We start from the raw sequence: 18,889 nt of genomic DNA on the forward strand, positions 1-18,889 counted from the left end.
TAGTGCTCAGATCACTGCCGAAAGAAACGCCTTGGTGCGCTCTTCGCGCGGCGCACCCAACACGTCCGAGGCGCGCCCCTGCTCGACGATCGCGCCCTGGTCCATGTAGACGACGCGGTCGGCGACCTCGCGGGCAAAGCCGAGCTCGTGCGTCACCACCATCATGGTCATACCGCTCTTTGCCAGCTCCTTCATCACCGCGAGCACCTCGCCGACAAGCTCCGGATCGAGCGCGCTGGTCGGCTCGTCGAACAGCATCAGCATCGGCTTCATCGCAAGTGCCCGCGCAATCGCGACGCGCTGCTGCTGGCCGCCAGAGAGCTGCGCGGGATACGAATCGGCCTTGGCGGATAACCCGACGCGGCGGAGCAGCTCGATGGCTTCGGCGTGGACTTCGTCGGATTTGCGGCCCTGCACCTGGAGCGGGCCTTCGATGATGTTTTCGAGCGCCGTCTTGTGCGGAAACAGGTTGAAGCGCTGGAACACCATGCCGGTCTTCAACCGCTGCCGCCCGATCTCGCGCTCGGAGAGGCGATGAAGCCGCCCGCTTTGCTCGCGCACGCCGAGGAGCTCGCCGTCGAGCCAGATGCCGCCGCTGTCGATGACGGCGAGCTGGTTGATGCAACGGAGCAGCGTGGTCTTGCCCGAGCCGGAGGCGCCGATCAGACACATCACCTCGCCGGGCCAGACGTCGAGCGAGACGTTTTTGAGAGCCTGGAACTCTCCAAAATTCTTGGCTACGGAGCGAATCGCGACGAGGGGCTTTGTCATCGCGCAAATCGCAATGTGCCGCGTGCAAAACGGCGTTCGAGCAGCATCTGGAGCGGCGTCAGGATCGAGACGACGAGCAGGTACCAGAGCCCGGCGACGATCAGCAGCTCGATCACGCGGGAATTGGCGTAGTAGATGTTTTCGGCGTTGTGCAGCACCTCGGGGTATTGGATGACGCTCGCAAGCGAGGTCGCCTTCACCATGCCGATGAACTCGTTGCCGAGCGGCGGGATCACCACGCGCATCGCCTGCGGCAAAATGATCCGGCGCAGCGCACGCAGCCGTCCCATGCCGATGGCCTGCGCCGCCTCATATTGTCCGATATCGACCGACAGCATGCCGGCGCGCATCACCTCGGACGTGTAGGCGCCCTGGTTGATGCCGAGCCCGAGCAACGCCGCCAGGAACGGCGTCATCACGTCGACGGCGCGCGCGCTCCACAGGCCGGGAATGCCGATGGTCGGAAACACCAGCGCGAGGTTGAACCAGAGCAGCAATTGCAGGATCAGCGGCGTGCCGCGGAACAGCCAGGTGTAGCCGGCCGCCACGGTCTTCAGCACCGGATTGGGCGACAGCCGCATGATCGCGACGACGATGCCGAGAAAGATGCCGAGCGCCATCGCCAGCACCGCCATCACCATGGTGTTGACGATGCCTTCGAGGATCACCTTTGCGGTGATGAAGCGGCTGACATAGGACCATTCGATCTGGCCATTGGCAAACGCCCGCGCGATCGCCGCCAGCACCAGGACGATCAGGGCTGCGCTGAGCCAGCGAAACCAGTGCGGCTCGCGCGCGATCCGCATTCCCGACAGATCGGGAAAACCCTCCGCGAGTGCCGGCGCCGGCTTCATTGCGGCGCCACGTTCAGCATGGGTTCGGTCACGGCATTCGCGCCCAGGCCCCATTTGTCGAGAACCGCCTTGTAAGAACCATCGGCGATCATCGCGATGAGCTTCTCCGTCACGACTTCACGGAGCGCGGCATCGTCCTTGCGGAACATGATGCCCTGATAGCCCTTGGCGAAGGACTCGCCGACGACGCGGTATTTGCCCGGCTCCTGCGTCTGCGCATAAGGAAGCGTCTCGCTGCCCTGCACGGCGGCGTCGATGCGGCCCTGCTTGAGTTGATTGCGGACGTCGATCGAGTTCTCGCCCGGCACATATTGGATCGCCGGCTTGCCGCCCGCCTCGCAATTCTGCTTGCTCCACTTCTCGATTTCGACGGGGAAGCTGGTGCTGCGGGTGGTGCCGACCTTCTTGCCGCAGAGATCGGTCGCGGCCTTCGCGTCGCTCTCCGCCATCACGAAGAACTGCGGGCCGGTCGTGAGGTAATCGACGAAATCGGCGCTCTCGCGCCGCGAGGCACGATCGGAGATGCCGGAGATAATGAAATCGGCGCGCTTGGTCTGGAGCGAGGGGATCAGCTCGGCGAACGGCGTCTCGCTCCAGACGATCTTGAGGCCGCCGAGCCGCTTGGCGAGCTCGTTCGCAAGATCGATGTCGAGTCCCACCAGCTCATTGCTGGCGGGATCGCGGTATTCCATCGGCGCGTAGGTCGAGTTGACCGTGAGTTTTAGCGCGCCCGCCTGCTTGATCTCCGCCGGAAGCTCCGCCGCTTGCGCAGACGTCACGGCAGCCAGCGCTGCGAAAGCGAGAAGATGCGAGAGGCGCGTCATGTCAGCTCCTTTGCCAACTGTTTGCTTTGCCGATCTTTTCCTTTGACGATCCTTGCCAGCACCGTGCCAGATCGTCAGTCCGCGTCGAGCACGGCCGGCTCGATGACGCCGGCGCGCTCGGCGATCACCCTGTATTGCTCAGGCCGCCGGTGAGCGGCGAAATTGAACATCTTGTCCTTGCCCTGGCGGCAGAGGTCGAGATCGATATCGGCGACGATCACCTCGTCGGTCAGGGTCGCGGCCTGCGCGACAATGCGGCCGTTGGGATCGACGATGCAGGAGCCGCCGATCAGGCCCGAGCCGTCCTCGTCACCGGCCTTGGCGACCGAGATCGCCCAGGTCGCGTTCATATAGGCGTTGGCCTGCGTCACCAGCGTCGAGTGGAAGGTGCGCAAGGAGGCATCTTCCGTGACGCCGCCATTGGGATCATAAGCCGCCGAATTGTAGCCGATGCAGACGAGCTCGACGCCCTGCAGGCCGAGCACGCGCCAGGATTCCGGCCAGCGGCGATCGTTGCAGATCATCATGCCCATGATCGCATGGGCCCAGGCCGAGCCGGCGCGGAACGCGGGAAAGCCGAGATCGCCATATTCGAAGTAGCGCTTCTCGAGCTGCTGATAGCGCGCGCCCTCCCGCGGCTCGACCGAGCCCGGCAGATGCACCTTGCGATAACGGCCGAGAATCTCGCCGTCGCGATCGACCAGGATGGCGCAATTGTAGCGGCGGCCATCGGCGGTCTGCTCGGCATAGCCGACATAGAAGCCGACGCGCAGTGCACGCGCGCGATCGAACAGCTTTGCCACGGCCGGGTTCGGCATGCCGTGCTCGAAGTACCTGTCGAGCGCATCGCCTTCGAGCAGCCAGCGCGGGAAGAAGGTGGTGAAAGCGAGCTCGGGAAACACGACCAGGCTCGCACCGCGGCTGGCGGCCTCCTCCAGCATGTCGAGCATCCGCTTCAACGTATGCTCGCGCGTATCGGCTTTTTGCGTCGGCCCCATCTGGGCGGCGGCCGCGCGAAGGACACGAACCAAGATTGCCTCCAATCTGTGCGCAATGCTGCCTCAATGGGCGAATGAACCCTTTGATCCAGCATGCAAATCCGCGACCATTAGGCGCAAGCGGGGCTGCAAAAGCAATTCATCGTGCTATGATGTTTTGGCCCTGAGTATAATCGGCAGTGATATGAACCTGCGCCAGCTCGAGATCCTGCGTGCCGTCATCCGCCACCGCACCACGGTGGCGGCGGCCGACGAGCTGGCACTGTCGCAGCCCGCGGTCAGCAACGCGCTGAAGACCATGGAAGCACAGGCGGGCTTTGCGCTGTTCGAGCGCGTCAACAACCGGCTGTTTCCGACCGCGGAGGCGATGGCGCTCTACAAGGAGAGCGAAGCGATTTTTGCGCTGCACGCCAAGCTCGAGAACCGCGTCCGCGATCTGCGCGAGAACCGCTCCGGGCATCTCGCGATCGTGGCAACGCCGCCGCTCGCCTACGGCATCATTCCCTCGGCGCTATCAGGCTTCCTGCGCCGTCGTCCGGAGACACGCGTGTTCTTCGATGTCCGGCGCTATGAGGGCATCATCGAGGGCGTGCTCAGCCGCGTCGCCGAGCTCGGCTTCGCGCTCGGGCTGACGCATCATCCCGGCATCGCGCATGAGGTGGTGCACTCCGGCGAGATGGTCTGCGTGCTGCCGCCGCAGCATCCGCTCGCCGAGAGGACGGTGATCTCGGCCGCGGATCTATCCGGTCTCCCCTTCATCGGGCTCGAGCGCGGCACCCGGCTCGGCGAAGCCGTGCGCGACAGCTTTGCCCGGGCCGGCGCGCCGTTCCAGCCGACGGTCGAGGTGCGCTATTGCAATACGGCCTGCGTGCTCGCCGCCGCCGGCGTCGGCGCCGCCGTGGTCGACCCCTTCTCGCCGCGCCAGAACGGTGGCCACGGCCTCGTCGTCCGGCCGTTCACGCCGACGACCCGCGCGGTCGCCTACATGCTATGGTCGGAGGCGGAGCCGCTGTCGCGTCTGGCCAAGGCGTTTCTCGGCGAGATCCGCAAGGAGAGTGCGCTGCTGGAACGTACAGCGTCACACCAGCAACATGGGGCAGGAAGCGACTGAGCTTCGCAATCTTTGACCTGAGGGGCACATGGCACGCATCACCATCATCGAGACCGGGCAGGTTCCGCCAAAATATCGCGAGCAGCACGGCTCCTTTCCCGACATGTTCGAGCGCATGGTCCGCGCCGAGGATCCCACGGCTACGGTCGACGTCGTCAGCATCCCGAATGGCGATATGCTGCCCGATCCGAGCAAGCTCGAGGCCGTGCTGATCACCGGTGCTGCCGCCGGCGTCTATGACGGGCTCGACTGGATCGCGCCGCTGGAAGATTTCGTGCGCTCCGCCTACGCCAACAAGACGCCGATGGTGGGCGTTTGCTTCGGCCATCAGCTGATTGCGCAGGCGCTCGGCGGCACCGTGCGTAAATCGGAGAATGGTTGGGGCATCGGCCGGCACGTCTATCAGGTGCTGCCGGAGAATGGCGTCGTCGAGGGCGAGGCGGTTGCGATCGCCGCCTCACATCAGGATCAGGTCATCGAGCCGCCGAACGATGCGCTGACGATCCTCTCGTCCGAATTCACCCCGCATGCCGGCCTGCTCTACGCCAACGGCGCAACCCTGACGGTGCAACCGCACCCCGAGTTCGACGTGGAGTTCGCGCAAGTGTGCTGCGAGCTGCGCAACGGCAAGGCGCCGGATGATGTTGTTGCCACGGCGAGGGACTCGCTGGCACAGCCGCTGGACAACGCGAAGCTCGGCGGAGCGATCACGAGGTTCTTGGCGAGGCGCTGATTTCACCTCGCCCCGCTTGCGGGGAGAGGGAGAGGAGGCAATTCAGAACGGCTCGCTTCCCAGCCCCGGCACATCCGCCGGCCGCGGCCCCGGCGCGGCCCAGTGAAAGCGGCGATCCTTCTCGGCAATCGCGATGTCGTTGATCGAGGCCTCGCGTCGCCGCATCAGGCCGTGCTCGTCGAACTCCCACTGCTCATTGCCGTAGGAGCGATACCACTGGCCGCTCGAATCGTGCCATTCGTACTGGAAGCGCACCGCGATGCGGTTTTCATCGAAGGCCCAGAGGTCCTTGATCAGGCGGTACTCCTGCTCCTTCTCCCATTTGCGGGTGAGGAACGCGACGATCGCCTCGCGGCCCTGGAATACTTCCGAGCGATTGCGCCAGCGGCTGTCCTCGGTATAGGCGAGCGAGACGCGCACCGGATCGCGCGAATTCCAGGCATCCTCGGCCATGCGCGCCTTTTGCGCGGCGGTCTCTCGGGTGAAGGGCGGAAGCGGCGGGCGCGACATGATGGCCTCATCGGTTGGTTTGGGGCGCAATCTATCGCTGCAGTCGGCGGAGTCGATAGGCTGTTACCCATCGGCCGATCACTTATCGGGCGATCAGGAAATCAAATCGGCCTTCATCAGCGTGCGGATCGATTTCGGGATCGGTTGCGCCCGGCCGCCGCTGATGAAGGCGACGCGCACCTCGGCCTTGACCAGCACGTCCCCGCCGCGCCGCACCTCCTGCGCCAGCATGATGGAGGCGCCCTTCACCGCAACCGGCCAGGTCACGATGTCAAGCACGTCGTCCATCCGCGCGGGCTTGTGAAAATCCAGATGCATTGAGCGCACGACGAAGGCAAAGCTGGCGCCCTCGGTCTCGGGCTGATCGAACAGCGCCTGCTGCTCCGCACCCATCAGCCGCAGATGGTTGGTGCGCCCGCGCTCCATGAAGCGCAGATAATTGGCGTGATAGACGATGCCTGAGAAATCCGTGTCCTCGTAGTAGACGCGGACCTGCATATGGTGGCGGCCGTCGCGGATCTCGCCGTCGAGATGAGCTGTCACGTCGCGAGCCTCTTCGCTTGTCGCTACCGGCCCGTTTTGCGCAAAAACGGCCGGCCGCGCAAGCGCGGCTAGGACACAGTTGCCACCGGCGGCCGCCCCAGCGTCACCTCGACGATCTCCGGCGGCACGCCGACGCGGATCGGCATAATGCTGCAACCGAGGCCGCCGGAGATGATGACGTCGCACTTCAGCCGCAGATGGCCATAGACGAGCGGAACACCGTGCTGTGGCGGAAGCGCGGGCGACCAACCGAACAGGCGAATCTGGCCGCCATGGGTGTGGCCGGACAGCTGGAGCGCGACGCGCGCGGGCACGCGCGGCGCGATATAGGGCTCATGCGCGAGCAGGATGATTGGCGCATCATCGCTGACCTTTGCGAGCGTCGCGGTGAGATCGTCGGCACCGAAGCGCTGGGCGCGGCCGTAGCGCTGCGACGGCGCATAGGCGAGTTGATCGCCGAGGCCGGCAAGCCAGAACGGGCGACCATCCCTGGTGAGACGGACGACGTCATTCTCATAGACGGGAATGCCGGCCGCTTCCAGCGCACGATGGGCGACCGTCGGCCCGCGCCCGGCCCGCTGCACGACCTTGTCGTCCCAATAGTCGTGGTTACCCATGACGGCATGAACGCCGAGCGGCGCCTTCAGGCCGGTCAGCACCCTCGCCCATTCATCGGCCGGGATGATGCGCGTGACATGGTGATGGCCAGCGACATAGTCGCCGAGCAGCACGACGAGGTCGGCGTTCAGCGCGTTGGTGCGCTCGACGATGGCCTCGATCCGATCCAGCGACATCCAGGGATCGCAGGCATGGATGTCGGCGACGACGGCAATCTTCAGCGGAAAATCCGCCGGCCATTGCCGCGGCTTTGGATGATAGCGCGTCACGCGCAGCCGCAGCACCGGCTCGACGCCGACGCCGTAAGCCGCTGTCGAGACGCCGAGGGCGGAGAGGCCGCCGATGGAACGGATGAGATGACGCCGATTGATCATGGAAGTCCGCTTCTGATGCACGTCCTCGATGCGGCCGGATTTGAGCGGAATTGCGGTGTGCTTGTGCAGATCATCTGCAAAGAGATTAACGGAAGTTCATGACACCAGGGCCATGCGCCGGCGCAGGTCACTCGTCGCTTTCGTCCGTGCCGAACAGGCCGAACTGGGCCGCCGCGTCGCGCGACGGCTCGGCGATGCCAAGATGGCGGAAGGCGTGCGAGGTGAGCAGGCGGCCGCGCGGGGTACGCTGGAGATAGCCGCATTGAATGAGATACGGCTCGATGATGTCCTCGATCGCATCGCGTGGCTCGGACAGCGCCGCCGCCATCGTCTCCACGCCGACCGGGCCACCGCCGTAGTTCATCGCGATGGTCGTGAGATAGCGGCGGTCCATGGCGTCGAGGCCCGCGGCGTCGACCTCGAGCGCGCTGAGCGCGTGGTCGGCGATCTTGCGGTCGATCGACGCGGCATCGGCCGCCGAGGCAAAATCGCGCACGCGGCGCAACAGGCGGCCGGCGATGCGCGGCGTACCGCGCGCGCGGCGCGCAATCTCGTTGGCGCCATCGGCGCTCATGCCGACATTAAGCACACGCGCGCCCCGGGTGACGATGCTCTCAAGCTCCTCGATCGTATAGAAGTTGAGGCGGACCGGAATGCCGAAGCGATCGCGCAGGGGATTGGTGAGCAGGCCGGCGCGCGTGGTGGCACCGACGAGGGTGAATTTCGACAGCTCGATCTTGACCGAACGCGCCGCCGGGCCTTCGCCGATGATGAGGTCGAGCTGAAAATCCTCCATCGCGGGATAGAGCACCTCTTCCACCGCGGGACTGAGCCGATGGATCTCGTCGATGAAGAGCACGTCGCGCTCTTCGAGATTGGTCAAGAGCGCGGCGAGATCGCCAGCCTTGGCAATGACCGGACCCGACGTGGCGCGAAAGCCGACGCCGAGCTCCTTGGCCACGATCTGCGCCAGCGTGGTCTTGCCGAGGCCAGGAGGACCGACGAACAGCACGTGATCAAGCGCCTCGCCGCGCTTGCGCGCCGCCTCGATGAAGATCGAGAGATTCTTGCGCGCCTGCTGCTGGCCGACGAAGTCGGACAGCGATTGCGGGCGCAGCGCGGTGTCGCCGACATCGTCGCTGCGACGCTCGGGCGTGACCATCCGGTTGGCCTTGGGATCGCTCACTTCGCGAGCTCCTTCAGGCCGAGGCGAATGAGCTGCGCCGTTTCGGCTTTCTCACCCGCGCTGCGCGAGGCTGAGGCGATGGCCGCGGCGGCCTGCGGCTGGCCGTAGCCGAGATTGACCAGCGCGGAGATCGCGTCCGCCACCGGGCGCGGCGCGCGCTGCTCGTCGACGGCGCCGGCGAGATGCACGATGGCGGGATCGACATTGGCGAAGGCCGGCGCCTTGTCCTTCAACTCGGTGACGATGCGCTCGGCCACCTTGGGCCCGACGCCGGGGGTGCGGGCCACGGCAGCCTTGTCGCGCAAGGCAATTGCATTGGCGAGATCGGCCGGCGCGAGCGTGCCGAGCACGGCGAGCGCGACCTTGGCACCGACGCCCTGCACGGTCTGGAGCAGGCGAAACCATTCGCGCTCCTGGTCGCTGCGAAAGCCGAACAGTTTGATTTGATCCTCACGGACATAGGTTTCGATCGAGAGCACCGCTGCCTCGCCCGGCGAAGGCAGATGCTGCAGCGTCCGCGCCGAGCAATGCACCTGATAGCCGACGCCGCCGACGTCGAGGAGGACATAATCCTCGCCGTAGGAATCGATCAGGCCTTTGAGCTTGCCGATCATAGTCCTACCACCTTCAGCCTGAGCGCCGTGCTCTGGCGGTGATGGGCATGGGTGATGGCGATGGCGAGCGCGTCCGCGGCGTCGGCCGACGGCGGCTCGGCCTTGGGCAGCAATATCTTCAGCATCATCGCGATCTGTTGCTTGTCGGCGTGGCCGGCGCCGACCACCGTTTTCTTCACCTGGTTCGGCGCGTATTCGGCGACAGAGATGCCGAACATTGCGGGCGCCAGCATGGCGACGCCGCGGGCTTGGCCGAGTTTCAGCGTCGCGACGCCGTCCTTGTTCACGAAGGTCTGCTCGACCGCGGCTTCCATCGGAGTGTGATGGGAGAGAACCGCCGTGAGCCCCTCATGGATCGCGAGCAGCCGGCTCGCCAGCGGCAAATCGTCCGGCGGTTCCACCGAACCGCAGGCGACATAGATCAGGCGATTGCCGTCGGCCTCGATCACGCCCCAGCCGGTGCGGCGCAGGCCGGGGTCGATGCCGATGATGCGAACGGGTTGGCGAATCGGGAGCGCGGTCATGGGCCAGTGATAGCGGTTGGCCCATGATAGCGAAACAGAAACAGAACAGAAGTCCCCGGAGAAAGACGGTCTCCCAGGTGAGCGCCGCTCTGAGGCCCTCAGCCGCCCATCTTCGCGACCAGCGCGTCCGAAATCTCGAAATTGGCGTAGACGTTCTGGACGTCGTCGTGCTCGTTGAGCAGGTCCATCAGCTTCAGCAGCTTCTCGCCGGTCTCGTCGTCGACCGCGACCGTGTTCTGCGGCTTCCAGATCAGCGCGGCCTTGCGCGGCTCGCCGAACTTGGCTTCCAGCGCCTTGGCGACGTCGCGATAGCCTTCGGTGGAGGCGTAGATCTCGTGGCCGCCTTCGCCCGAGACCACATCGTCGGCGCCGGCCTCGATCGCGGCATCGAGCACCGCGTCGTCATCGGCGACGCTGCGGTCGTATTCGATGATGCCGGTGCGGTCGAACATGAACGACACCGAGCCGGTTTCGCCGAGATTGCCGCCGGATTTGGTGAAGAAGGAGCGGATGTCGGAGGCGGCGCGGTTGCGGTTGTCGGTCAGGGCCTCGACGATGACGGCGACGCCGCCGGGGCCATAGCCCTCGTAGCGGATCTCGTCATAGTTCTCGCCCTCGTTGCCGAGCGCCTTCTTGATGGCGCGCTCGATATTGTCCTTCGGCATGTTCTCCTGGCGCGCCGCGATGATGGCCGCACGCAGGCGCGGGTTCATGTTGGGGTCGGGCGTGCCCAGCTTGGCCGCGACAGTGATTTCCCGCGCCAGCTTGCCGAACAGCTTCGACTTCTGGGCATCCTGCCGCCCCTTGCGGTGCATGATGTTCTTGAATTGGGAATGTCCGGCCATGCGTGATCTTCTCTAGGAATCGTGCGCCAAAGGTGAGCGTCGGGAAGCGCGGCCTTATAGGCCGCCAACCCACCGGAATGAAAGAGCCTCTCATACTTTAAGGTAATACAGTAGTCGCCCGTGCCCAGAAGTCAGGCATCGTTAACCCTGATTTCATTCCGACCTGCGAAAATAGCGTCCGCCCATCTCCCGACAAGAGTAGACCCAATGGCGTTCGCATTATTTCGGAAGCGCCTGCCGGACGTGGCCGCACCAGCGGCAGCCCCGCAGGCCGCACAGCCGGCGCCCGCGCCCGCTCCGGCCGCCGAGGTCGATTCGGCCCGGGAAATCCTGGAACTGCTGGAACTCGAGCTCGGCGCCATGATCCGCCAGCTCGAGCGCGCGGCCAATTCGGTGGCCGGTGGTGCGGAAGCGACCGCGTCTACGCTCGCGGATATCCGCCAGCGCACCAACGCGCTGACCGGGCGGACCAATGCCGCCCAGTCGAACGCCTCGGGCTTTGCCCATGCCGCCGACAAGTTCACCCAATCCGCGCAAGGCATCGGCGCGCAGGTCCGCGAGGCCGGCAAGCTCGCCGATGAGGCCAGCGCCGCCGCGCAGGAGGCGCGCGCCAATGTCGACCGCCTCCGTGAATCCTCCGCGGCGATCGGCAACGTCGTCAATCTGATCGCCCAGATCGCGCGGCAGACCACGCTGCTCGCGCTCAACTCCACCATCGAGGCCGCGCGGGCTGGCGCTGCCGGCAAGGGCTTTGCCGTCGTTGCCACCGAGGTCAAGGCACTCGCGGTGCAGACCCAGGGCGCCACCGAGGAGATCTCCAGAAAAATCGACGCACTCCAGCGCGATGCCGCAGGTTCCGCAGACGCTGTGCACCGGATCTCGCAGGCGATCGAGGCGATCCGCCCGGTGTTCGACACCGTTAATGGCGCGGTCGCCGAGCAGAACGCCACCACCGGCGAGGTCTCCGGCAACGCGGCCAGCGCATCGCAGTTCATCATCTCGGTCGGCGAAAGCGCGGCCGAGATCGACGCCGCGACCAAGGCCGCCGAGACCCATGGCGAGAACGTCGCCAGCGCCGGCAAGGCCGTGACGACCTTTGCCCAGAAGCTGAAATCGCGCTGCGCGGTGCTGCTGCGCCAGAGCGAGCACAACGATCGCCGCAAGACCGAGCGGCTGCCCTGCCACCTCAAATTCGAAACCCCGCGCGGCGTGCTGCCGGTCTACGAGATCGCGATGGACGGCGTCCTGATCGGCGGTGCGGAAGCAGGCCGGCTCGCGCCGCAGGCGATCATCGACGGTAGCCTCGAAGACGTCGGCGCCTGCCGCCTGCGCGTGGTCGAGCAGTCCAAGGCCGGGGCCCACACGCAATTCGTCAGCCCCAATGCCGCGCAGCGCGAGAAGATCGAAGACAAGCTCTGGTCGATCCACGAGGAGAACACGGAGTTCGTCACCCGCGCGATGGAGGCGGGCAACGCACTCACCAAGCTGTTCGAGCAGGCGGTCGCGCGCGGCGAGGTCAAGATCGATGACCTGTTCGACACCGACTACGCGGAGATCGCCGGCACCAATCCGCAGCAATACCGCACAAAATATCTGGACTGGGCCGACCGCACATTGGCGCCCTTCCAGGAAACCTTCCTCGCCAAGGAGACGCGCATGGCGTTCTGCGCTATGGTCGACCGCAACGGCTTCCTGCCCGTCCACAACAAGATCTATTCGCACCCGCAGCGGCCGGGCGACACCGCCTGGAACACGGCCAATTGCCGCAACCGCCGCATCTTCAACGATCCGGCGGGGTTGGCTGCGGCGCACAATTTGCGCTCGTACCTGATCCAGAGCTATGCGCGCGACATGGGCAACGGCAACACCGTGATGATGCGCGAGATCGACGTGCCGATCCGCGTGCAGGGCCGGCACTGGGGCGGGTTCAGGACGGCCTACAAGCTGTAGTGCACGCTCAGGCAAGACGGCAGCCGCGAATCACGTCTTTAAGTGAGGCTGGAATGGGAATGCCGCGGAGGGCCGGCGAACGGCTCCGACTGGAGAAAGCCCGTAGATGTCCCTTGCCCAGCTTGCAGTCATGGACACTGGATCCAACCGAACGCTCGCCGAGCGGCTGATCGACCAGCTCGCCGACCGCATCGGCGGCCTCGGCGTCGAGCTCGCCGACATTGCCGGCAATGTCCAGGAGGTCGCCAACCGCGTCGCCAACCAGTCGGAGCGGTTCCATCACCTGCAGAAGACGGCCGAGACCATGGTCTCAGCCAACCACGACATCGCCAACGCCTCGCAGGCCGTGCAATCGACCACGTCGGCGGCGGTCGGCGAGATCGCGCAGTCGCGCGGTGCGGTCGACACCGCTGTCAGCCATATCTCCGAGCTTGTCGCGGCGGTGGAGCGGATCGAGGCGCGCTTGAGCGCCGTCGGCTCGGCGCTGGCGCAGGTCGCAAAGGTCTCCGGCTCGATCGAGGCGATCGCCAAGCAGACCAATCTGCTCGCTCTCAACGCAACGATCGAGGCGGCACGTGCCGGCAATGCCGGACGCGGCTTCGCCGTGGTCGCAAGCGAGGTCAAGAACCTCGCGGAGGCGACCCGGCAGGCCACGCACCAGATCTCCGACACCGTGCGCGATCTCGACGGCCAGATCGAAGGGCTGATCGGCGAGAGCAGCGATGCGTCCCAGCGCGCGAAGACCGCCGGCGAAGGCGCCCAGCAGATCTCCGGCATCATCTCGCGCGTCCAGCAGGGCTTTGCCTCGGTGGAGGCCGAGATCGACAGCGTCACGCGCGCGGCGACCTCCAATCTCGGCCATTGCGACACCGTCATCTCCGAGCTCAACGAGCTCGCCAAGGGCGTCGACCTGTCCTCGCGCGATCTCAGGAACGCCGACCAACGCGTGACGAAGCTGCTCGACACCTCCGAAGGCCTGATCGCGCTGATCGCCGACAGCGGCGTGGAGACGTCGGATGCGCCGCTGATCCGCCTCGTCGTCGACACCGCCAGGCGGATCACGGCCGAGTTCGAGGCCGCGGTCGATCGCGGCGAGATCACACTCGACCAGCTCATGGATGAGAACTACCGGGAGATCGCCGGCACCGATCCCAAGCAATATCTCACCAAATATGTCGAGTTCACCGATCGCGTGCTGCCGGCGATCCAGGACCCGATCCAGAAATCCGATCCCCGCATCGTGTTCTGCGTCGCCTGGGCGAAGAGCGGCTATCTGCCGACCCACAATCCGAACTACCGGCTGCCGCAGGGCAAGGACCCGGTCTGGAACAACGCCAATTGCCGCAACCGCCGCCTGTTCACCGATCGCGCGGTGAAGAAGGTCGCGGCCAACACAAAACCCTTCCTGCTGCAGACCTATCGCCGTGATATGGGCGGCGGGCAGTTCGTGCTGATGAAGGATTTGTCGTCGCCGATCATGGTCCGCGGCAAGCACTGGGGCGCCTTCCGGATGGGTTTTCGGCAAGGCTGAATCAAGAACCTCGAAAACAACCCCATGCACAGTAGCCGGGGTGCGCGGAATCAATGGGTTAGCGGGACGAAATCAGGCTTGCCTGGTTTCCAAGGAGAAGGTGCACTCCCTCTCCCGCTTGCGGGGGAGGGCTGGGGTGGGGGTGTCTCCGCAACCGAGAACCCCAAGAGGAGAGAACCCTCACCCGCGCCTTCGGCGCGACCTCTCCCGCAAGCGGGAGAGGTCGAGCAAACGCTCGATGTAGCCGTTGACCCGTCGGGCAAAACAGGAGCACGATGCCATCATCGGGCACGTCGGCTCTCGCGTCGTTGCGGCTGATCCCATCAGACGGGCAATGCGCTCGCCCTCACCCGACTTTCACAATCGCACGAATTTCATCCTCGCACGGTTTTGCGCGTTCGCACGGTGATGTGCGAAGGCCAAAGACGCGCACGATGCAAAAGCGTCAGAAAATGACGCTTATCATATCAATTAGCCCAAAAGCACCGCAGGGATCGCCGCACAAATTCGTGAACGTCATGGCCTGATGCTCCGGCAACGCAAATATGCATCGCCAGAAATTTCGGCGCTTCATCATTTCACACCAGTATGATTATTGTCGCGCACGAGTTCGCCACTAGATCGCCGTAAGCGATCTGGCGAAGAAGGGGATGCATATGGCAACAACTCTCACCATCAATGGCGAAACCAAATCCTTCGACGCGCCGCCCGAAATGCCGCTGCTGTGGGTGCTGCGCGACATCCTCGGCATGACCGGCACCAAGTTCGGCTGCGGCATCGCCCAATGCGGCGCCTGCACGGTGCATGTCGACGGCAAGGCGGTACGCTCCTGCGTGCTCCCGATCAGCGCGGTCGAAAACCGCGCCATCACCACCATCGAGCATGTCGGCAGCACGCCCTCAGGCGCGAAGGTGCAGAAAGCCTGGTTAGAGGCCGAGGTGATCCAGTGCGGCTACTGCCAGTCCGGCCAGATCATGTCGGCAGCGGCCCTGCTGGCGGCGACGCCCAACCCTGACGATGCCGACATCGACGCCGCCATGGCCGGCAACATCTGCCGCTGCGGCACCTATGTGCGCATCCGCGAGGCGATCAAGCTCGCCGCTTCCGGCCGTCAGTCGTGAGGTCCGCAATGAATGCACATAATAGCAATGCACATGACAGCGTCTCCCGCCGCGTGCTTCTGACCGGCGGCCTCGCCACCGGGTTCCTGCTCGCCTTCCATGTGCCGTTGCGCGCTGCCGCGAACGAGCCGGTGCAGAAGGATACGACCGACGGCAAGTTTGCGCCCAACGCCTTCATCCGCATCGACGAGACCGGCCGCACCATCCTCATGATGCCGCAGGTCGAGATGGGCCAGGGCACCTACACCTCGATCTCGGCCGTGCTCGCCGAAGAGCTGGATGCCGACTGGAGCAAGGTCGAGGTGCAGCACGCACCGCCCAGCGACAAGCTCTACGCCAATCCGACCTTCGGCCTCCAGGTCACCGGCAATTCCAACTCGATCCGCGCCTGGTGGTTGCCGCTGCGCAAGGCCGGTGCCACCGCGCGCGCGATGCTGGTGCAGGCCGCGGCCAGCCAATGGGGCGTCGAGCCTGCGAGTTGCACGGCGTCAAAGGGCGAGGTCGCGCATGCCGCGAGCGGCCGCAAGCTCGGCTATGGCGAGCTGGCCTTTGCCGCGCAGAGCCAGACACCGCCGAAGGACGTCGCGGTCAAGGACCCCAAGGACTTCGTCCTCATCGGCCAGCCGCTGAAGCGGCTCGACACGCCGGACAAGGTCAACGGCAAGGCGCTCTACGGCATCGACGCGATCCTGCCCGACATGAAGATCGCCGCGATCGCCAATTGCCCGGTGTTCGGCGGCAAGGTCGGCAAGGTTGACGACAGCGCAGCGATGAAGGTCGCGGGCGTGCGCAAGGTCGTCGTGCTCGACGACGCGGTCGCCGTGATCGGCGATCACATGTGGGCGGCCAAACAGGGCCTCGCGGCGCTCAAGATCGAGTGGAACGAGGGAGCGAACGCAGGGATCAGCACCAAGGACATCTGGCAGAACCTGCGCGATGCCAGCGCCAAGGACGGCGCAGTCGCGAAATCGACCGGCGACATCGCCAAGGCGCTCGCAACCGGCGACAGGTTCGAGGCGGCCTACGAGCTGCCTTTCCTGGCGCATGCGTCGATGGAGCCGATCAACGCTACCGTTCATGTCAGGCCGGACGCCTGCGAGATCTGGACCGGCACGCAGATCATGACGCGCGTGCAGTCGGAGGCCGCGAAGGCGGCCGGCCTCCCCGTCGACAAGGTGATCGTCAACCAGCATCTGCTCGGCGGCGGCTTTGGCCGCAAGCTCGAGCCGGACATGGTCGTCGCAGCGGTGAAAATCGCAAAACAGGTCGACTATCCCGTCAAGGTGATCTGGACCCGCGAGGAGGACATCCAGCACGACGTCTATCGTCCGGTCTATCGCGACCAGATCACGGCGTCGCTGGTCGACGGCAAGGTCGCGGCGTGGAAGTACAAGATCGCCGGCTCCGCGGTGATCGCGCGCTGGCTGCCGCCGGCGTTCCAGAAGGGCATCGATATCGACGCGATCGATGCCGCGGTCGATGCTCCCTACGACTTCGCCAACTTCCACGTCGAATATGTCCGCGCCGAGCCGCCGGCCGTACCGACCGGCTTCTGGCGCGGCGTCGGTCCGAACAACAACGTGTTCGCGATCGAATGCGCCATGGATGAGCTCGCGCGCAAGGCCGGCAAGGATCCGATCGAGTTTCGGAAATCCATGCTGACCAAGAACCCGCGGATGCTTGCGGTGCTCAACCTCGTCGCGGAAAAATCCGGCTGGGGCCAGCCGTTACCGGCCCGCGTCGGCCGCGGCGTCTGCGTGCAGCCGTCCTTCGCGAGCTTCATCGCAACCGTGGTGGAAGCCGAGATCGACGACATCGGCGAGATCGTGCTCCGCCGTGTCACCTCGGTGGTCGACACCGGCATAGCGGTCAACCCTGATACGGTGAAGGCGCAGATCGAGGGCGGCTTGATCTTCGGCCTCACCGCCGCGCTCTATGGCGAGATCACCATCGAGAAGGGCCGCGTGCAGCAGTCGAACTTCCACGACTACCGCATGATGCGCATCAACGAGACCCCGAAGGTCGAGGTCATCGTGGTGAAGAGCGGCGAGGCCCCCGGCGGCATCGGCGAAGCCGGCGTCAATGCCGGACCACCGGCGCTGCGCAACGCGATTTACGCCGCAACCGGCGTGGCGCTGCGGCGCCTGCCGATCGACAGGAAACTCCTGGCTGTGGGGAAGAAGGCATGAGCCGGACAATGCGTATCCTTGCAAGCCTCGTCGTGATCGCCATCGTCGCGGTGGCGCTCGGCGTCTTCATCATCCGCGGGCCCGGTCCGCTCGATTTCGCCGGCGGCACCAAGGTGGCGCTGGCCGATTACCGTGCGGCCAAGCCTACGGGCGTGCCTGCCAAGCTCGAGAAGGCAAGCCTGGTCGAGCGCGGCGAATATCTGGCGAAGGCGGCCGACTGCATGGTCTGCCACACCAAGCCCGGCGAGAAGGACTATTCCGGCGGGCTCGGCTTCAAGCTGCCGTTCGGCACGCTCTATTCGACCAACATCACGCCGGACAAGGACACCGGCATCGGCAATTACAGCGACCAGGATTTTCTCAACGCGGTCCAGCGCGGCAAGCGTCATGATGGTGCCCGCCTCTATCCGGCGATGCCGTACACGTCCTACACCTATATGAGCGACGAAGACGTGCTGGCGGTGAAGGCCTATCTGTTCAGCCTGCCGGCGGTGCGCGCCAAGGCGCCCGAGAACACGCTGTCGTTTCCGTTCAACCAGCGCTGGGCGATGATCTTCTGGTCCGCCGTGTTCAATCCCGATACGCGCTTTGCGCCCGATAACTCGAAGAGCCCGGAGTGGAATCGCGGTGCGTATCTGGCGGAAGCGCTCGCCCATTGCGGCGAGTGCCATACGCCGCGCAATCTCGGCTTCGCGCTGGACAACCGCAAGAAGTTCGCGGGCGCCATCACGGCCGGCTGGCACGCCTTTAACATCTCCTCCGACAAGGCCACCGGCGTCGGCAACTGGAGCGACGCGGATCTGATCGCCTATCTGTCGCTCGGCCACGCGCCGGGCCATGGCTCGGCTTCGGGTCCGATGGGCGAAGCCGTCGACCACAGTTTCAGCCAGTTCGCGCCGGAGGACATCCGCAGCATCGTTGCTTACTTGCGCAGCGTGCCGCCAGTGCCCTCGCCCGACCTGCCGGCCACCACGGCGCCCGTCGCACCCGCCTCGCACAAGGACGGCGTCACGGCGGACGCGCGCGGCAAGAAGGTGTTCGCCAGCGCCTGCGCCAGCTGCCACGGCTGGAGCGGCGAGAGCCCGGTCTCGCCGATGGCGACGCTGACCGGCACCTGGGCCGTCAACGACCCCGCCGCCACCAACGTCGCGCAGATCGTGCTGTCAGGCACCAAACGTCACACGCCCGACGGCGCGCTCTCGATGCCGGCGTTCGGCAATGCCTATACCGACGACGAGATCGCCGCGGTGGCGAACTACGTAACGGCGCGGTTCGGGACGAAGGGTTCGAAGCTGACGGCGAAGGATGTGGCGGAGCTGCGGGAGCAGACGGCGGAGTAAGCGCACGACGAGATTGACGCGCGATCGCGCATCAATCTCAACTGTCGTCCCGGACAAGCGAAGCGCAGATCCGGGACCCATACCCACAGGGAGTAGTTTGGCGAAGATTCGGAGTGGGAGGTTTGCCTCACACTGCTCCCTGTGGTTATGGGTCCCCGCGTTCGCGGGGATGACATCGAGGGTGTGGCGCCGCTCTCAGCTCAGTCAATACATCGGCGCGGACGCCTCATTTGCCCGCGCCGATCTATCCCCG

At 65.4% G+C, this 18,889-nt stretch carries 18 protein-coding genes; 7 read left to right on the top strand and 11 right to left on the bottom strand.

Annotated elements, in window-relative coordinates; translation table 11 throughout:
- Positions 1-6 precede the first annotated feature (6 nt).
- From FXB40_RS10165 to FXB40_RS10180, 4 genes are all read right to left on the bottom strand, one after another.
- Positions 7-771, bottom strand: a complete 765-nt coding sequence (locus tag FXB40_RS10165) for an amino acid ABC transporter ATP-binding protein (RefSeq protein ID WP_148772066.1) — start codon at positions 769-771, stop codon at positions 7-9.
- A complete protein-coding gene (locus FXB40_RS10170; RefSeq protein ID WP_187436760.1) occupies positions 768-1,625 on the bottom strand; it encodes an amino acid ABC transporter permease in 858 nt (285 codons plus the stop codon). Before FXB40_RS10170 ends, FXB40_RS10165 begins: the two co-directional genes overlap by 4 nt.
- The gene (locus FXB40_RS10175; protein ID WP_148772068.1) at positions 1,622-2,449 is read right to left on the bottom strand and encodes an ABC transporter substrate-binding protein; all 828 of its coding nucleotides are present in this window, start codon (positions 2,447-2,449) and stop codon (positions 1,622-1,624) included. The genes FXB40_RS10170 and FXB40_RS10175 overlap by 4 nt, the downstream gene beginning before the upstream one ends.
- Before the next feature lie 74 nt (positions 2,450-2,523).
- Complete coding sequence (locus FXB40_RS10180) at positions 2,524-3,480, bottom strand: N-carbamoyl-D-amino-acid hydrolase (RefSeq protein ID WP_148772069.1); 957 nt, start codon at positions 3,478-3,480, stop codon at positions 2,524-2,526.
- A 151-nt stretch (positions 3,481-3,631) separates the two neighbouring features.
- Here FXB40_RS10180 and FXB40_RS10185 point away from each other — a divergent pair, with 151 nt between their 5' ends.
- Positions 3,632-4,558: a LysR family transcriptional regulator gene (locus FXB40_RS10185; protein WP_148772070.1), complete on the top strand. Its 927-nt coding sequence runs from the start codon at positions 3,632-3,634 to the stop codon at positions 4,556-4,558.
- A 28-nt stretch (positions 4,559-4,586) separates the two neighbouring features.
- On the top strand, positions 4,587-5,291 hold the full coding sequence (locus FXB40_RS10190) for a type 1 glutamine amidotransferase (protein ID WP_148772071.1): 705 nt from the start codon (positions 4,587-4,589) through the stop codon (positions 5,289-5,291).
- Positions 5,292-5,333: 42 nt separating this feature from the next.
- Here FXB40_RS10190 and FXB40_RS10195 read toward each other — a convergent pair whose 3' ends face one another.
- The 7 genes from FXB40_RS10195 to FXB40_RS10225 all read right to left on the bottom strand — a co-directional run bounded on the left by FXB40_RS10195 (position 5,334) and on the right by FXB40_RS10225 (position 10,505).
- On the bottom strand, positions 5,334-5,801 hold the full coding sequence (locus FXB40_RS10195; RefSeq protein ID WP_148772072.1) for a nuclear transport factor 2 family protein: 468 nt from the start codon (positions 5,799-5,801) through the stop codon (positions 5,334-5,336).
- A 93-nt stretch (positions 5,802-5,894) separates the two neighbouring features.
- On the bottom strand, positions 5,895-6,344 hold the full coding sequence (ybgC, locus tag FXB40_RS10200; RefSeq protein WP_148772073.1) for a tol-pal system-associated acyl-CoA thioesterase: 450 nt from the start codon (positions 6,342-6,344) through the stop codon (positions 5,895-5,897).
- A gap of 68 nt (positions 6,345-6,412) precedes the next feature.
- Positions 6,413-7,336, bottom strand: coding sequence for a metallophosphoesterase (locus FXB40_RS10205; RefSeq protein WP_148772074.1), 924 nt, complete (start codon positions 7,334-7,336; stop codon positions 6,413-6,415).
- Positions 7,337-7,463: 127 nt separating this feature from the next.
- The gene (gene ruvB / locus FXB40_RS10210; RefSeq protein ID WP_187436772.1) at positions 7,464-8,498 is read right to left on the bottom strand and encodes a Holliday junction branch migration DNA helicase RuvB; all 1,035 of its coding nucleotides are present in this window, start codon (positions 8,496-8,498) and stop codon (positions 7,464-7,466) included.
- A gap of 20 nt (positions 8,499-8,518) precedes the next feature.
- Positions 8,519-9,136, bottom strand: coding sequence for a Holliday junction branch migration protein RuvA (gene ruvA, locus FXB40_RS10215; RefSeq protein ID WP_148772076.1), 618 nt, complete (start codon positions 9,134-9,136; stop codon positions 8,519-8,521).
- Entirely contained in the window at positions 9,133-9,660 is a 528-nt protein-coding gene (ruvC, locus tag FXB40_RS10220; protein ID WP_148772077.1) for a crossover junction endodeoxyribonuclease RuvC, read from the bottom strand. Before ruvC ends, ruvA begins: the two co-directional genes overlap by 4 nt.
- A 98-nt stretch (positions 9,661-9,758) precedes the next feature.
- Positions 9,759-10,505, bottom strand: coding sequence for a YebC/PmpR family DNA-binding transcriptional regulator (locus FXB40_RS10225; protein ID WP_148772078.1), 747 nt, complete (start codon positions 10,503-10,505; stop codon positions 9,759-9,761).
- 207 nt (positions 10,506-10,712) lie between these two features.
- Here FXB40_RS10225 and FXB40_RS10230 point away from each other — a divergent pair, with 207 nt between their 5' ends.
- The 5 genes from FXB40_RS10230 (at position 10,713) to FXB40_RS10255 (ending at position 18,636) form a co-directional block, all read left to right on the top strand.
- Entirely contained in the window at positions 10,713-12,455 is a 1,743-nt protein-coding gene (locus FXB40_RS10230) for a methyl-accepting chemotaxis protein (protein WP_148772079.1), read from the top strand.
- A 106-nt stretch (positions 12,456-12,561) separates the two neighbouring features.
- Positions 12,562-13,986, top strand: a complete 1,425-nt coding sequence (locus tag FXB40_RS10235; RefSeq protein ID WP_148772080.1) for a methyl-accepting chemotaxis protein — start codon at positions 12,562-12,564, stop codon at positions 13,984-13,986.
- Between the two features lie 656 nt (positions 13,987-14,642).
- Entirely contained in the window at positions 14,643-15,107 is a 465-nt protein-coding gene (locus FXB40_RS10245) for a (2Fe-2S)-binding protein (RefSeq protein WP_187436761.1), read from the top strand.
- A gap of 8 nt (positions 15,108-15,115) precedes the next feature.
- On the top strand, positions 15,116-17,296 hold the full coding sequence (locus FXB40_RS10250; protein ID WP_187436762.1) for a xanthine dehydrogenase family protein molybdopterin-binding subunit: 2,181 nt from the start codon (positions 15,116-15,118) through the stop codon (positions 17,294-17,296).
- Entirely contained in the window at positions 17,293-18,636 is a 1,344-nt protein-coding gene (locus FXB40_RS10255; RefSeq protein WP_148772084.1) for a c-type cytochrome, read from the top strand. Before FXB40_RS10250 ends, FXB40_RS10255 begins: the two co-directional genes overlap by 4 nt.
- The last annotated feature ends 253 nt before the right edge of the window (positions 18,637-18,889 follow it).

It is taken from the genome of Bradyrhizobium rifense, from assembly GCF_008123425.1.
GTDB classification, from domain to species: Bacteria; Pseudomonadota; Alphaproteobacteria; order Rhizobiales; family Xanthobacteraceae; genus Bradyrhizobium; species Bradyrhizobium rifense.

Bases quoted from the DNA above. Each gene is read 5' to 3' on its own strand.
- FXB40_RS10165 (WP_148772066.1), bottom strand. From the start codon at position 771: ATGACAAAGCCCCTCGTCGCGATTCGCTCCGTAGCCAAGAATTTTGGA.
- FXB40_RS10170 (WP_187436760.1), bottom strand. From the start codon at position 1,625: ATGAAGCCGGCGCCGGCACTCGCGGAGGGTTTTCCCGATCTGTCGGGA.
- FXB40_RS10175 (WP_148772068.1), bottom strand. From the start codon at position 2,449: ATGACGCGCCTCTCGCATCTTCTCGCTTTCGCAGCGCTGGCTGCCGTG.
- FXB40_RS10185 (WP_148772070.1), top strand. From the start codon at position 3,632: ATGAACCTGCGCCAGCTCGAGATCCTGCGTGCCGTCATCCGCCACCGC.
- FXB40_RS10190 (WP_148772071.1), top strand. From the start codon at position 4,587: ATGGCACGCATCACCATCATCGAGACCGGGCAGGTTCCGCCAAAATAT.
- FXB40_RS10195 (WP_148772072.1), bottom strand. From the start codon at position 5,801: ATGTCGCGCCCGCCGCTTCCGCCCTTCACCCGAGAGACCGCCGCGCAA.
- FXB40_RS10205 (WP_148772074.1), bottom strand. From the start codon at position 7,336: ATGATCAATCGGCGTCATCTCATCCGTTCCATCGGCGGCCTCTCCGCC.
- ruvB (WP_187436772.1), bottom strand. From the start codon at position 8,498: ATGGTCACGCCCGAGCGTCGCAGCGACGATGTCGGCGACACCGCGCTG.
- ruvA (WP_148772076.1), bottom strand. From the start codon at position 9,136: ATGATCGGCAAGCTCAAAGGCCTGATCGATTCCTACGGCGAGGATTAT.
- ruvC (WP_148772077.1), bottom strand. From the start codon at position 9,660: ATGACCGCGCTCCCGATTCGCCAACCCGTTCGCATCATCGGCATCGAC.
- FXB40_RS10225 (WP_148772078.1), bottom strand. From the start codon at position 10,505: ATGGCCGGACATTCCCAATTCAAGAACATCATGCACCGCAAGGGGCGG.
- FXB40_RS10230 (WP_148772079.1), top strand. From the start codon at position 10,713: ATGGCGTTCGCATTATTTCGGAAGCGCCTGCCGGACGTGGCCGCACCA.
- FXB40_RS10235 (WP_148772080.1), top strand. From the start codon at position 12,562: ATGTCCCTTGCCCAGCTTGCAGTCATGGACACTGGATCCAACCGAACG.
- FXB40_RS10245 (WP_187436761.1), top strand. From the start codon at position 14,643: ATGGCAACAACTCTCACCATCAATGGCGAAACCAAATCCTTCGACGCG.
- FXB40_RS10250 (WP_187436762.1), top strand. From the start codon at position 15,116: ATGAATGCACATAATAGCAATGCACATGACAGCGTCTCCCGCCGCGTG.
- FXB40_RS10255 (WP_148772084.1), top strand. From the start codon at position 17,293: ATGAGCCGGACAATGCGTATCCTTGCAAGCCTCGTCGTGATCGCCATC.